Genomic DNA, 13,241 nt, shown 5'->3' with positions numbered 1-13,241 from the left:
CGGTCGTGTTCGGCTAACTCGCGGGTTCCAGATCGAAGACGACGGCGTCGGTCAGGACGGGCACGGGGTACTCCTGCCGACAGGTCCAGCCTGCCTCGGCGAACACGTCACGCCATTCCTGGGTGGTGGGGATGTAGGCACCCATCAATTCGTGTCCGAGTTCGAATCCGAGCGTGAAGATCGGAATGTCCTCGTCGGGGATACCCACCGTTCTTGTCGAATCCCCGAGGAGCATTCTGCGGACGCGAGGGAAGACCTCGCGGATTCCGCGAAGAGTTTTCACGCAGTCCTCGCGGGGCCACATGTCGTGTCCCATCATGAAGGAGGTGACCAGTTCGACGTCGTCGAACTCGGGGCGTACCCCGAGATTCGTGGCGTCGGCCTCGATGAAGGTGATGCGGCCACCCAGGCCCGCGTTCTCGGTGTCCTTCCTGGCGACCTCCAGGGCGGCCGCGGCGATGTCCACACCCACCCCTCGGGATGTGGGATAGCGGTCGGCGATCTGGCGCAACCGCCCGCCACTCCCGCACCCGAGGTCGGCGACGGTGGCCACCTCGAGATCCAGGTTGTCCATCGCCGCCCAGAACGCGGGGTCGAAGCACACGGTGTTGGCCTCGCGGCAGGCGAGGCTGATCGCAACCGGATCGCGGTGGTAGTAGTCCCCGACCCGGTTGTCCTCCCGCATCACGGTGGGCATGGCGGCGAAGAGGGCGGAGCTACCCCGAGTCAGCCAGTGGAAGAGGGATCGGGTGCGGTTGGCTTCCTCGAAGTGCGGGCCGGTGGTGACGAGATCGTCGCGTCGCCGGATGATGCCCGAGGAGGACAACGCGATGAGCATCCCCCTCGTGGAGGGGTAGTGCAGGCGGTGGCGTGCCGCGAAGTCCACCGCGTCGAGCATGCCGTGTTCGGCGAGTTCGTCCATCAATCCGAGTTCCCAGGCCGCGGCGATGGACCACGACACGACCGAGGAGTTGAAGATGGTGGCCAGGTGACGACCGCTGTCCGCTCTGCCTTGCTGATCTAACACCTTGTCTCCACAGTGTTGTGCCACGTTCGGTGGCTTGGAAAACGCTTCTCACACCCTTTCGGAGCACCCTCGCCCACAGTCCGACGTGGTGGTTCGACCCATTTCCGCGCCTGTCCCCGGCGGCACGACTCGCGCCCAGCATCCACCCGGTTCCCGGGGCGCACCAGTTCATTAAGCCGCTGCTTAACGGGTGGTCGGACCTCACGGGACACAGGGCGACCGGCAACGGCCTATTCAGTTCACGACGAAGTACCTTGACCGGGTGAGCGGAGCGGACGAGAGTCCGACGGACCACCCGAATCGCGGCTGTTGCTCTCGTCCTCGCGCCTCACCCCGGCGGCGAACAAGTGACCGTTCACGAGTTCAGGCAGGGAACCTTATGGTGAAACGATTCGAGTTGCGCTCCGCTGAGCGGACCGAGGTTCGCGAGCTGACCCACCACCTCCTCGACACCCAGGAGCGGGGGGACTGGGATACCGACGTCGAGGCGATCACCCGGGCGGCGACGGGCCTTCCACGGCGGCTGCGGGAATTCCTCGCCGGTGTCCGCTCGGCCGAGACCGACCTCTCGGTGATCAGCGGTCTGCCCGTGGACGATGACCTCCCACCGACCCCCACCGGGTGGGACATGGCCGCGAAGAACCAGTCAGGGCTCGCCGAGGAACTGCTCCTGATGTTGTGTTCGAGCCCGCTGGGCGACCCGTTCTCCTGGGCGACCCAACAGGACGGGAGGTTGGTCCACGACATCTGCCCGTCGCCGGGGATGGAGAACTCGCTGACGAGCGCCAGCAGCGCGAAAACTCTGTCCCTGCACACCGAGGACGTCTTCCACCCGCTGCGGGGCGACTACGTGGCCCTGTTGTGCCTGCGCAACCACGACCAGGTGGGGACGACGGTGGCCTCGGTGGACACCGTGGCGGTGCCGGACTCGCTGGAAGGGCTGTCGCGCCAACCCCGGTTCCGGTTCTACCCCGACGACTCCCATGTCGCGAAGGCACTTCCCACGCTGACGGCCGGTGGTGACGACATCGACCGGCCGCACAGCGCCGGGTCCATCCTCTTCGGCCCAGAGCAACGTCCCTACCTGCGGTTCGACCGCGACTTCATGGATGTCGCGCCCGGGGACGACGAGGCTCGGGAGGCGGTGGAGGAGTGGCAGACACGGCTGAGCACGGCCGCCGAACGGGTCGTACTCGCCCCGGGTGACCTGGTGTTCGTGGACAACTACCGGGTGGTGCACGGGAGGGAGCCCTTCGCTGCCAGGTACGACGGGCGGGACCGCTGGCTCAAACGCGTCAACCTCACCCGGGACGTGCGTCGGCTCTACGCCAGCTCGGACCGGCGTTCGCGGGTGGTAGCCGCCTGAGGGCAGCGGGTGCCCCGACGCGGGTGGGCCTCCGCCGCCGCTGACGCGGGAGACGGTCCGGCATCACTGGAGGTTCCGGACCGCCTCCTGGCGGGGTGATCCGGTGCGGCCTCGGCCGCGCCGGCTCCGTCGGGCACTCCCGTTCGGGGACCGGCACCGCGTCGGAGGTTCGGGCCAGCGATTCGGGGTGTGGACGGGGAGCTCCGGAGCTGGGGCACCCACCCTGGCAGCCACCCGCGGATGCTCGGCCACTTCCGTTCGAGGTCCACCGCGGTCCAGCGGGGTGCCGGGCGCGGGAGCCTGCCCGGAGGGGCGCCGCGCTGCCCGGTTCCGGGTCACGGCACCGCGCGCGGCAGCGTCGCGAGAGCGGCCCGGCGCGGGGCCAGCTCGCCGGTCACCGACGAGCCCACCCCAGACACGCCACCCCCGAGGAGGGGTGGCCGGGCGGGTGTGACCGACCCGCCCGCCGGTTCCGTCGGGCGTACCGCCGTGCCCACCCGCCAGGCTCAGCTCGACTCCGGGGCGGCCGGGGGTAGCGGAGATCGCGTGGTCGGTGGTCGGTGGTCGGTGGTGGAGCGTCGCGCGAGGTGGCGGCCCTCCGGCGCTCTGGGTGAGGCGCGCCCGGCCCGGATCAGCTGGTGGGGCGGTCAGCCGGCGCCGTCACCTCGCTGCCGTCCGCCTCCGCGTCGTCCGTCCGCCCGGGTCCGCCGGACTCAGGGGAGGTTCTTCTCGAGGCACTCCAGGTACCGGTTGATCGGGTGGTCGCGCAGCGCGTCCGCGCCGGGGGAGAGCGGGTCGGCGGTGTGTCCGCGGAGCCGGTCGGTGATGCCGCCGAGCAGGGTGGTCTCCTCCTGGAGTCGGCCCCGCGAGTCGAAGTACCGCACCCGTTCGACGTGGCGGTAGAAGGGCTCCGGCGGTAGTTGGGGCACGACGTCGTTGTTGTTGACGAAGCGGTGCGTCCTGGCCCGGATGGCGCCGTCGTAGGCCGGCTCCCGGCACATGATCAGTGCATGCTCAGTCACGATATCAGTGCCTGCTCAGCCACGTGATCACTGACGGCACAGTCACGTGATCAGCGCCTCTCAGTCACGTGATCACCGTATGATAAACACGTGATCAGTGAACGACCAGCCACGTGATCACTGCATGCGCGGTCAGGTGGTCAGTTCCTGATCAGCCACCTGATCAGTGCGTGCACAGTCCCCTGATCAGCGCCTGTCAGTCACTGATCACTGCCTGATAAACACGTGATCAGTGCCCGAACAGCCACGTCATCAGTGCATGCGCAGTCACGTGATCAGTGCATGATAGCCACGTGATCAGTGCGTGCACAGTCCCATGTGGGCAGGATGGTCAGCCACTACGGCTACACGGTGCACGCCTACTTCTGAGCGACGGAGTCCACGGGCGGGTGTGACGACGCGACACTCCTTGGACGGAAGGATATTGAGTCGAGGGCTTCGCCTCCGCTCAACCACAACGGGCCGGCCATTGGGGCTGAGGTGAGCGGTGTTTCGCCATGAACGTTAGCTCGCCTAGCGAGTTTCGCTCATCCTCAGCGCGTGGTGAGGAACCAGTGGTCCACGCGTAATAGGTATTGCGTAGCGTGGCGAAGTGTCAAGAACTGTTCGTATCGTCTTCGCTCTCTTCGGTGATCAGTCCCGCCTCTCCGTACTGAGGGGTGACCTCGGTTGCGGCCCCTCGCCGATAATAGCTCAAAGCGCTGGGGTAAATTCGAGGTTCGGGGTACATGATGGCGCGACCTGGAAGGATGGTAATCTGCCAGTCCTCGGGGAGTGCCGCTGTGGTCAGCCTGAAAACTTGATCGATGGATAGCGTGTCCGAGCTGTCCACTATGCCGCGAAAACTCTTGCTGTGTCCTTTCTTGTCGTAGCGGAACGTGTATGGGATTCTCTTGCTCGCTTCGATCAGTAATTCGCCTACTTCAACTTTCCCTGAGGGTAGCCCAGAGATTTTCCGGTCCACGTCAATGGGGTATAGTGCGTCAAAATGGTTCTCCTTGACCAGGGTTTCGTCGCGCCTTTTTCCTGGGTCTTTGTTTCCAAATCCGTTGTTATTCCAGATGGCCAGTCCATTTTTGCGGTGTGTCTTGATGAGTAGTCTTTCCGGTGCGAGTGCCGAAAAATCTTCGGCGACGTAGAGGCAGGTGAACTTCATGTCCTGTAGGGATATGTTTCGCCGACCTGACACTTTTCGGAGGTGCTGGTGGATCCTGCTGGGAAGCGGTTGGTCGGCCTTGCCGACGTAGACGAGCTCCTCGCGGTGGTAGAGCTGGTAGACGCCTGCTGTCCTCTCGACGCAGTCCAGGTTCTCAGTTGTGAGCGGAGCTGGCGTGAGCTTGTCCAATGATTCGGCGAGCTGGTCCCCGAGTGCCTTCGTGATGCTGAGTCGAAAATCACTGAAGTGAACGCTTCTAGGGGGGCTTGGTGTCACCTTGTCGGTCCCTTCTGCTCTCCTCGCAGTGCGCACCTTACGTGATCCGAGCGACACGATGGGTTGGAAGTTCTGGGCCGGTTCATCCTTCGCAGTAAGGCCGCGGTACGATTTTGGCATGTCTGAGCAGCAAGTACCCGCTGTAGAAGGTGGCCGCTCCAGTGTGGAGCTGTTCGCGGGTGGTGGTGGTCTGGCGATGGGGGTTCATCGCGCGGGGTTCCGGTCTCTGCTGTTCAACGAGTTCGACAAGCGTGCTTGTGAGACCCTCGAGGCGAGCGCGCCGCGCATCCTGGGTTCCGAAGGGGTGCGACGTGTCATGGACACCCGTCCGATTCCTCCCGGGCGTGGGGAGCCGGCTCCGCTCTATCCTGGTGACGTTCGAGATCTCGATTTCAGTGCTTTTAGGGGGCGGGTGGACGTTCTTGCGGGCGGGCCGCCGTGTCAGCCGTTTAGTGCCGGTGGTGCGGCGAAGGGTGACGAGGACAGGCGAAACATGTTTCCCGCCATGTTCAAGGCAGTTCGCGAGATACGCCCCAAGGTCGTAATTTGCGAAAATGTTCGCGGACTGCTGCGGAAGTCCTTTCGTGAATACTTTGAGTACATAAAGCGCGAGCTTTCGTTGCCGGCTGTTGAGCGTGGATCCATCGTTAGATGGGAGGATCATAATGATAGGTTGCGTACGCTGATTGAGGCTGGGGGAGGTGGAGGGCTGGACGAGAAATACGCGGTCCGACATATTCCCGTGAATGCGGCAGACTACGGTGTCCCGCAAATTCGTCATCGTGTTATCATTGTCGCCTTTCGGCGGGATCTTGGCGTCGATGTGGATCGATTTGTTGCGGAGGTGCAGAAGGCTCCGTTTAGTGAAGAGGCCTTGCATCGAACCATGCTCAAGGGGGGATCTTACTGGAAGCGTCACGGTGATGTACCTGGATATGTTCGGGAAGAGGTCATTTCTCGTCTTCCTCGGGGTCTTGAGTCAGAGGACAAGAATGATGAACTTGGTGTACTGCCGTGGAGGACGTTGCGCGACGCTGTGAGAGGCTACGGTACTGGAACTTATCTTCCTTCCCTTCCAGCGATAGACCTGGAAAAGTTGGACAGGAAGACCGAGCAAGGCGGTAGCATCACCGACCATGTGGGGTGGCCCAACGCGCGCATCTACAAGGGGCACACCCCGAACGAGCTGGACCGGCCCGCGAAGACTGTCAAAGCGGGGGTTCACGGTGTTCCGGGAGGAGAGTCGGTCGTTCTCCTGGACGAACGTAAGCAGGAAGTGGGTTCGCCAGACGGGTGGCGCAGGCTACATCGCTACATGACGGTCCGTGAAGCGGCACGCGTCATGACCTTCCCTGACGAGTGGCAGGGGGCGGGACCGCGGGGTGAGAAGATGCGTCAACTCGGCAACGCGGTTCCAGTGGTGCTCGCCGAGTTCATCGCGAACAAGGTAGCTGAGGCTCTTGAAATGGTCGGGCACTAGGCGGTGACGATGAACCTCTCGAGTCGCGCCTGGAAGGCCGCTTGGCCAACGGCGCGAGCCTACAAGCCGCGACGAGGCGTCAAACCTTCCGCTGAGCAGGACCGTGCCGCGGGTGGGCACCATCGGCGGGCTGTCGCACTAGGAGATGGCCGCTTCGCACGGGCGTCGGTCTCCCTCAGGTTGGCGAAGGGGCAGCGACGGATTCGGGCCTATCTTCGCTGGTCGGAGGGCGGAAAGACCGAGGAGCGGTACATCGGCGAGGTAGACCAGGCAACACGGTCTCGAAACCTAGCTGACGCCTGGCGTCTGGCTCTCGATCGAGGTTTGGTTGGTGAAGAGCCGCTCCCACCACAGTCGAAGGCGTCGTCAAGAAGCGCGCGGGCAGTCATGCGAGCGAATCGCAGGCGAGACACCGGCCCCGAGATCGCCCTTCGGTCCCTGCTCCATAAAGCGGGGCTGCGCTACCGAGTGGACGTCTGCCCCTTGGGTACAACTCGGCGTAGAGCCGACATCGTCTTTCCGCGCAAGCGCGTAGCTGTATTCGTGGATGGCTGTTTCTGGCATGGCTGCCCCGAGCACCTTCGGGCAGCTAGGGCGAACGCAGATGCGTGGGCGGCGAAACTCGAGGGGAATCGGGTTCGAGACGCCGAAACCAATCGGCTGTTGCGTGACGCCGGTTGGTCTGTCATCAGGGTGTGGGAACACGAGGACCCAGCGGATGCGGCCGAACGGATCAGCCGTGTAGTGCGAGCGGGGGAGACGTTCGAAAGCGACCGGGCATCGGAGTGAGGGCGCACACCAGCTCAAACCAGTCCGCGGTATGGCTACAACTGGGCTCCAACCGTGGACAGTCGTGCCCTGAGTGAGTACCGACAATGTGCGGTGGCGGTGAACCGTATTGGTGGAGCGGGAGTGAATGGCCAGCCCCCATCCTTGAGTGGAGGGGGCTGGCTCACCGCTCAGAAGTTGATCATGTGGCCGGCGAGGCCGTGGACGGCCTCCTTGACGGCCTCACCCAGCGTCGGGTGGGCACTCCAACCAGCAGATCCAGGCCCGGGACATCGTCTCCTTCCTCAAGGAGGCGGCGGAGGAGTCCGCCGACGACCCCGAATCGACGAGGTGGACCGACCGGTTGTTGACGCCGATGTCCATGCGTCGGGCGTTGCCGGCGTGCAGCCGGCAGAAGATCGAGGCGACCGAGCAGGAGCTCTCCGCCATCGAGTGCATCTTCACGCGGATGCGGACCCTCGACCACGAGATGCGGAAGGTGCCGTTCCGGCGGGAGGACGTCGGGCTGAGCCTGGAGGACATCGCCCTGCTGGAGTCGAACGGCGTGGTGTTCCTCGTGGAGAACGAGTACTCGATGCCCGAGATCTACCGGCACGGGCTGAACTTCAAGGCGACTCGCCTGCCCTGGTCACGGCGATCTGGTGAGTAATTCGTCCCCCGGGGGCGCGGGACGGCGCTGACGGGAGCGGGTGGGAGGGGCGCCGCGCGGGACGCCCCTCCCACCCGCCGTCTCAGCTCCTGGCGTCCTGGTCGGGCAGTGGCGTGCCGGTCGACGTCTCGTCGGTGGGCACGTCGGCCCGTCCGTCCGGCGTCGTGCCGGCCCCGTCGCTCCCCTGCCCCCGGCGGACGGCGGAGAGCAGCAGCTGCGCGAACACCGATCCCGCGCTTTTCCACCACCACCGGAATCCGGTGATCCCATAGGCGTCGATTGTCCGGAAAATTCTCGGCGGAAACGCGTACTCATTCCTTCGCGCAACAATTAACGTAAGCATGTGAGCAACTCCAACAGCGCATTAGGGCTGTCGCGGCGCAGACTGTTCGGCCTGGGTGGAGGAGTCGCCGCCACCCTGGCCGTCGGAGCGTCCGCGGCGAGCGCGACGACCAACACCACCGGTGGCACCACCCACCTCCCCTCGCACGGCCGCCGGCGTCCCCGCACGGCCGACGAGGCCTGGACCGCCCTGCGCGCCGGCAACGACCGGTTCGTACGAGGCGACCTCCGACACCCCCACCAGAGCGTCGAACGCCGCGAGGACCTCGGGTCCACCGGACCGGCCCCGGCGCACCGTCGGGGCGGCTCGATGTCCCATCGGTGAAGCGAATCCCACCTCGCCGATGCTCCGGTCGACATCGCGTCGATCCGGGTGGTCGGCGGGTCGGCGCCGACCCGGGTTCCGTCACAGGATCAGCAGGGCACCGGGCCGAACCGGGTCCAGGCGACGACCCCGGCCACGGGGTCGAACTCCCACCTCCCGCCGTGCACGACGATGGCCCCGATCACCAGCGGCACCACCCCTGCGGGCGGCGATCGGCGGCGGCACCGGTCAGGAGGTTGAGCGGGCCCGGCACGTTCGTGCCCGCCGCGTCCACCGCGGGGGACTCCCAGCGGCGACCCGGACGGCGACGTCGGGGTGCACCGCGCGCTCACGGTCTGACCGCGCGCCTCGGCGGGCGTCCCGGCCGCGCCCCGGGCCACCGGTAGCCGGTCGAGGACGGGCACGTCAGTCGCGGTCAGCCAGGCGGGTACCGCGTTCGTCCCGTATGCCGTCCCGTCGACGCGCACGCCACGCGGCCGATGTCCACCCCGGCCTCGGGTAGTGCTGGGACCACTGTCGGCGGCAGCCGACCGGGCAGGCGTCGACACCGGACGTGGCGGGGCAGGCGGGAGGGTCCGCGCACTCGTCCGCACGCCACCCGCCACCACCCACCACCCGGGACACGCGGATTGCCCGACGTGGACGAGCAACGCCCGCACACCCGACCTACCCGGCGGCGCCTCGCGGCCCCGCCCTGCCTGGCCGGTGGCCGAGTACCGTCCGAGGAACCACGCCAGGGTGATCAGCACCCCGTAGGCGAATCCGGTGAACAGCCCGGCGACGAGCCCGCCGGTGATGGTGGCGGCGACGAGGGCGCCGGTGCCCAGCGGGCTCATCGGCGGCCTCCGGTGACCGGCGCCCGCTCCGGGCCGGTGGGGGCGGCGGGCGGGGTGGCCGCGGGGGAACCGGGGCGGGCCGGCGGCGCCGGCAGCGGGGGGCGGGCGACCCGGTGTCCGGTGGCGGCCGCGGCGAGGAGGACGGGGCCCCCGGCCGCCCTGTGGTGCTGTGTCATGGTCACAGTGAACCCCGGGCCGGTGAGACGATCCATCGCCGAGAGGCTCGAGAACCTCATCGAGCGTCTAGGCTGCGGCGGTGGACGCGTTGACCGGGTTGTTGGACGGCGCTCGCGCGCGTGGCGCGTTCCTGGTGCGGTCGGTGCTGGACCCGCCGTGGTCGCTGCTGGTGCGGGACCGGGCTCCGCTGACGGTGCTGACCCCGTTGCGGGGCGAGGCGTGGGTGGTTCCGGATGCCGGGGAGGCGGCCCGGCTGCGGCCGGGGGACGTGGCCCTGCTGCGGGGTCCCGACCCGTACCGGGTGGCCAGCTCTCCGGAGCTGCCGCCGACGGTGGTCATCCACCCCGGGGACCGGTCGGCCACGGTCGGCGGGGAGGAGTTGTGCGAGCGGCTGCGTCTGGGGGCCCGGTCGTGGGGTGGGGGTTCGGCGGAGGGCACGGTCCTGGTGACGGGCACCTACCACGCGGACGCGGCGGTGGGCCGCCGGTTGCTGACGGCCCTTCCCGCCCTGGCCGTCGTCCCGGCGGAGGCGGGTGAGGGGTCGCTGGTCTCCCTGCTGGGGTGGGAGATCACGCGGGACGAGCCGGGCCAGGAGGTGTTCCTCGACCGGTTGTTGGACCTGGTGGTGGTGTCCTCGGTCCGGGCCTGGTTCACCCGGTCCGGCTCGGCCGCCCCCGGCTGGTACTCGGCGGCCGGGGATCCGGTGGTGGGTCCGGCGCTGCGGCTGCTCCACGACCGGGCGCGGGAGAACTGGACGGTGGCCGCGCTGGCCGCCGAGGTGGGGGTGTCGCGGGCGACGCTGGCACGGCGGTTCACCGAGTTGGTGGGGGAACCGCCGATGTCCTACCTGACCGACTGGCGGCTGAGCCTGGCCGCTGACCTGCTGCGCGGGTCGACGGCGACCTTGGAGGTGGTGGCGCGGCGCGTGGGTTACGGGAGTGCCTTCGCGTTGAGCACGGCGTTCCGCCGGGAGCGGGGCATGAGCCCCCGGGAGTTCCGGCGGGCCGGCGGCCGGGCCGCCGGCTGAGGCGCCCCCAGGCCGGCGGGTCGGCGGTCGGGGCCAGGTGGAGGGAGGTGCCCGCTCCCCGTGCCGGCCGCACCGTTCACAGCCGGTCCCAGGGCACCGAGGCGTAGGTGTGGTGCAGCGTCCTCATCAGGTCCGGGTCGACGGGGAAGTGGTGGTCGTCGATCTGGCTGACCGGGCTCACCCCGCGCGAGTTGGTGACGAAGGCCGCGGACAGCCCGGGCAGGTCCGCCAGGCGCACCGGGCGGCGGTGTTGCGGCACGCCCCGCGCGGTCAGTCCCGCGACGAGGAGCCCTTCGGTGACACCGGCCAGCGCGGGCGCCTCCGGCCAGCGGACCTCGGTCCCGGCGAGGAAACCGATGTTGCTGACGGTGCCCTCGGTGACCAGGTCGTCCTGGCCGACGAGCAGGGCGTCGTCGAAACCGTCCTGCCTGGCCTGGCGGCCGTGGTGGAGCTGGGCGAAGGTGCCGACGTGTTTGAGGTGCGGCAGCGGGCGTTGGTAGCGGACCGAGCGGAGGCGTCGCGGAGCGGACGGTGGGTCAGCGGGTGGGCGGACGGTGACCAGCAGGGACGACGTGGGGGCGTCCTCTGGTTGGAAGGCGCTGACGCGCACGGTGGCGTCGTGGCGGGCGGCCAGGGCGTGGCGGACGCGCCGGCGGACGAGGTCGCCGTCGAGCCCGGTTCCGAAGAGTTCCCGGTTGGCGGCGTCGAGCCGGTCGAGGTGGGCGGCCAACCCCCGGACCCGTCGGTTGCGGACCTGCATCGTGGTGACGTGTCCGTAGTTGACCGTCGCGGGCAGGAGGAGCTGGTCGACGGTGGCGGGGTGGCCGTCGATCTCGGCGTGGAGCACGCCTGGTGTGTTCACGGCGAGCGATGCTAACCGGAGCTCCCCCGCGCGGTCGGCCCCTGGCGCCGGGTGCCGTGGGCCGGGGCGCGGGACACTTGGCGAACAGCCGGGAGGGCGCGCCCCTACCGGCGGTGGGGACGGTCGGACGCGGTGGGCAGCGCGGCTGAGCGCCAACCGTGAGTCCCGGCCCGGCCATGCGGGCTGCCCGTCCGGGTGAGTGACGACGAATCGGTGGTGCCCTCACCCACGCGATGATCCCCGTTGCCCCGGGGAGTGCGAGGTCGACGAGGTGCGCGGCCGCGCCCGCGGCGTGGGGACCGTACGGCTCGCGGTGGCAGGGCGAGGGAGTCGCCCGACCAGCCGGGGCCCGAGGATGCAGGGGCACGGGCCGACCGGAGCTGGGGGGGTCGGGCCGACCGCTGGCCCCGCCGGCGCCTGCCGGCCCTGCTCCGGCGGCGGCCGGTCACGGCCAGGCGGCGACCAGGCCCTGCGAGCCCCTGTCCACAGCGGAGCGGGCCCCGTCCGCTCGCACGCTGGCACCCCCGCCCGCCGCTACACTGAGCGACGGAGCCACTTCCCCGCGCGATACCCCCAGGACGAGGCACGTGCTGGAAGCCAGGGACGAGCAGGGCGAGGTGTCGTGGGCGGTCCCGCCGCCGAGGAGGACCATGATGGACAACACCGAACACCTGGGGCGGCGGATTCGCGCCCTGCGCCACGCCCGGGGGATGTCGCAGCAGGTCCTCGCCGACCTGTCCGGTTTCACCAAGTCCTACCTCTCCCACATCGAGACCGGCACGCGTCCGGTGGAACGCCGGTCCACGCTGGAAGCCCTCGCCGCCGCCCTGCGGGTCGCCCCGTCCGAGATCAGCGGGCCGCTCGCCTGGTCCGCACCCGACCCGGTCGCCGCCGAGGCGCGTGCGGTCACCGAGGACCTCGCCGCCGTGCTGGCCGACCACCGCGTGGGTGACGTCCCGGACCGGCCCGTCCGGCCGTGGGGCGAGGTGGCGGCCGACGTGCGCCGGCTGAACTCCGACCTGCGGCCCCGCGCCGACTACGCGGCCCAGGGGTACCTGCTTCCCCGGCTCGTCGAGGAACTTCTCGTGACAGCGGGCCGTGCGTCCTCGCCACATCGCACCGACGCCCTGGTCGCGCTGGCCGACTGCTACCACGCGGCGGCGGTCATCGCGAAGAACACCGGGGTCCGCCCCCTGGCGTGGGTGGCGGCCGACCGGCTCATGGGCGTCGCCGAGCGCCTGGGCCGGCCCGAGCACACCGCGCACGCGCTGTGGGTTCGCACGCACATGATCGGCGGAGTGGGGCGGGAACGTCAGATCCGGCAGGCGGGCCGCTGGCTGGATCTGCTCGCGGACGAGATGTCCGACCACCGGGTGGCGCAGGCGGCGGGGCAGCTGCACCTGACGGCGGCGTTCGCGCACGCGACCCTCGCCGACGCCCGAGGTGCCGCCGACCACCTCCACGAGGCGGAGGTGGTGGCGAACCGGCTCTCCTCCGACGCCGGACGTTTCGGCTACCTGTGGTTCGGCCGCACCAACGTCACGTTCTGGCGGGTCTCGATCGCGGCGGAACTCGGGGAGCACACCCTGGTGGAAAGGCTCGCCGAGGGTGTCGACCCGGGCACGCTGCCCGACCGGGGCCGGCAGGCGCAGTTCTACTCCGACTACGGCCGTTCCCTTGTCCGGGCGGGCCGGACCCGGGAGCGGGGGGTCCGGGTGCTTCGCCGCGCCGAGGAACTCGCGCCGCAGCTGACCAGGAACAATCCCCTGGTGCGGGAGGCCGTGCGTTTCGTTCTGGGCCGCCGGCTCGCCGAGCCCGCCGCACGGGAGGCAAGGGGGATGGCCCACCGCATGGGCGTCGCGGCCTGAGGGCGACGGCTCGGCGCGGACCCCTGCCCCCCGTCCTCC

At 68.8% G+C, this 13,241-nt stretch carries 15 protein-coding genes; 7 read left to right on the top strand and 8 right to left on the bottom strand.

The window, feature by feature from the left end; genetic code table 11:
• Window positions 1-13 precede the first annotated feature (13 nt).
• Window positions 14-1,027: a class I SAM-dependent methyltransferase gene (locus C1701_RS17140; protein ID WP_337661782.1), complete on the bottom strand. Its 1,014-nt coding sequence runs from the start codon at window positions 1,025-1,027 to the stop codon at window positions 14-16.
• A gap of 379 nt (window positions 1,028-1,406) precedes the next feature.
• Between C1701_RS17140 and C1701_RS17135 the strand changes: the two genes are divergently transcribed.
• Window positions 1,407-2,393: a TauD/TfdA family dioxygenase gene (locus tag C1701_RS17135; RefSeq protein ID WP_337661781.1), complete on the top strand. Its 987-nt coding sequence runs from the start codon at window positions 1,407-1,409 to the stop codon at window positions 2,391-2,393.
• A 713-nt stretch (window positions 2,394-3,106) separates the two neighbouring features.
• Here the strand turns inward: C1701_RS17135 and C1701_RS17130 are convergent.
• Window positions 3,107-3,415: a hypothetical protein gene (locus C1701_RS17130; RefSeq protein ID WP_337661780.1), complete on the bottom strand. Its 309-nt coding sequence runs from the start codon at window positions 3,413-3,415 to the stop codon at window positions 3,107-3,109.
• A gap of 595 nt (window positions 3,416-4,010) precedes the next feature.
• Window positions 4,011-4,883 (bottom strand): Eco29kI family restriction endonuclease, encoded by an 873-nt coding sequence (locus C1701_RS17125; RefSeq protein WP_211257290.1) that lies wholly within the window; start codon window positions 4,881-4,883, stop codon window positions 4,011-4,013.
• Window positions 4,884-4,965: 82 nt separating this feature from the next.
• On the opposite strand from C1701_RS17125, the gene C1701_RS17120 reads away from it, so the two are divergent.
• Complete coding sequence (locus C1701_RS17120; protein ID WP_035292752.1) at window positions 4,966-6,327, top strand: DNA cytosine methyltransferase; 1,362 nt, start codon at window positions 4,966-4,968, stop codon at window positions 6,325-6,327.
• A gap of 9 nt (window positions 6,328-6,336) precedes the next feature.
• Window positions 6,337-7,116 (top strand): very short patch repair endonuclease, encoded by a 780-nt coding sequence (locus tag C1701_RS17115; RefSeq protein ID WP_103057078.1) that lies wholly within the window; start codon window positions 6,337-6,339, stop codon window positions 7,114-7,116.
• Between the two features lie 222 nt (window positions 7,117-7,338).
• On the opposite strand, the gene C1701_RS27635 is transcribed toward C1701_RS17115, so the two are convergent.
• A complete protein-coding gene (locus C1701_RS27635) occupies window positions 7,339-7,545 on the bottom strand; it encodes a hypothetical protein (RefSeq protein WP_337661779.1) in 207 nt (68 codons plus the stop codon).
• Window positions 7,546-7,564: 19 nt separating this feature from the next.
• Here C1701_RS27635 and C1701_RS17110 point away from each other — a divergent pair, with 19 nt between their 5' ends.
• Window positions 7,565-7,765 carry a hypothetical protein gene (locus C1701_RS17110; RefSeq protein ID WP_337661778.1) on the top strand — a complete coding sequence of 67 codons (201 nt, stop codon included), beginning with the start codon at window positions 7,565-7,567 and terminating at the stop codon, window positions 7,763-7,765.
• Between the two features lie 82 nt (window positions 7,766-7,847).
• Here C1701_RS17110 and C1701_RS27630 read toward each other — a convergent pair whose 3' ends face one another.
• Window positions 7,848-7,991, bottom strand: a complete 144-nt coding sequence (locus tag C1701_RS27630; RefSeq protein WP_337661777.1) for a hypothetical protein — start codon at window positions 7,989-7,991, stop codon at window positions 7,848-7,850.
• 117 nt (window positions 7,992-8,108) lie between these two features.
• On the opposite strand from C1701_RS27630, the gene C1701_RS17105 reads away from it, so the two are divergent.
• Window positions 8,109-8,432, top strand: coding sequence for a hypothetical protein (locus C1701_RS17105; RefSeq protein WP_103056238.1), 324 nt, complete (start codon window positions 8,109-8,111; stop codon window positions 8,430-8,432).
• A gap of 89 nt (window positions 8,433-8,521) precedes the next feature.
• On the opposite strand, the gene C1701_RS17100 is transcribed toward C1701_RS17105, so the two are convergent.
• Window positions 8,522-9,268 (bottom strand): hypothetical protein, encoded by a 747-nt coding sequence (locus C1701_RS17100; RefSeq protein ID WP_103056237.1) that lies wholly within the window; start codon window positions 9,266-9,268, stop codon window positions 8,522-8,524.
• Window positions 9,265-9,444 carry a hypothetical protein gene (locus C1701_RS17095; RefSeq protein WP_156038830.1) on the bottom strand — a complete coding sequence of 60 codons (180 nt, stop codon included), beginning with the start codon at window positions 9,442-9,444 and terminating at the stop codon, window positions 9,265-9,267. The genes C1701_RS17100 and C1701_RS17095 overlap by 4 nt, the downstream gene beginning before the upstream one ends.
• Window positions 9,445-9,524: 80 nt before the next feature.
• Here C1701_RS17095 and C1701_RS17090 point away from each other — a divergent pair, with 80 nt between their 5' ends.
• Window positions 9,525-10,472: an AraC family transcriptional regulator gene (locus C1701_RS17090; RefSeq protein ID WP_026420465.1), complete on the top strand. Its 948-nt coding sequence runs from the start codon at window positions 9,525-9,527 to the stop codon at window positions 10,470-10,472.
• 76 nt (window positions 10,473-10,548) lie between these two features.
• On the opposite strand, the gene C1701_RS17085 is transcribed toward C1701_RS17090, so the two are convergent.
• A complete protein-coding gene (locus C1701_RS17085; protein WP_245588954.1) occupies window positions 10,549-11,334 on the bottom strand; it encodes an aminotransferase class IV family protein in 786 nt (261 codons plus the stop codon).
• A gap of 587 nt (window positions 11,335-11,921) precedes the next feature.
• Between C1701_RS17085 and C1701_RS17080 the strand changes: the two genes are divergently transcribed.
• On the top strand, window positions 11,922-13,202 hold the full coding sequence (locus C1701_RS17080) for a helix-turn-helix domain-containing protein (protein WP_337661776.1): 1,281 nt from the start codon (window positions 11,922-11,924) through the stop codon (window positions 13,200-13,202).
• Window positions 13,203-13,241: the final 39 nt, after the last annotated feature.

Source organism: Actinoalloteichus sp. AHMU CJ021 (assembly GCF_002895405.1).
Lineage (GTDB): Bacteria > Actinomycetota > Actinomycetes > Mycobacteriales > Pseudonocardiaceae > Actinoalloteichus_B > Actinoalloteichus_B caeruleus.
This window is presented reverse-complemented; position numbering and strand designations above follow the sequence as displayed.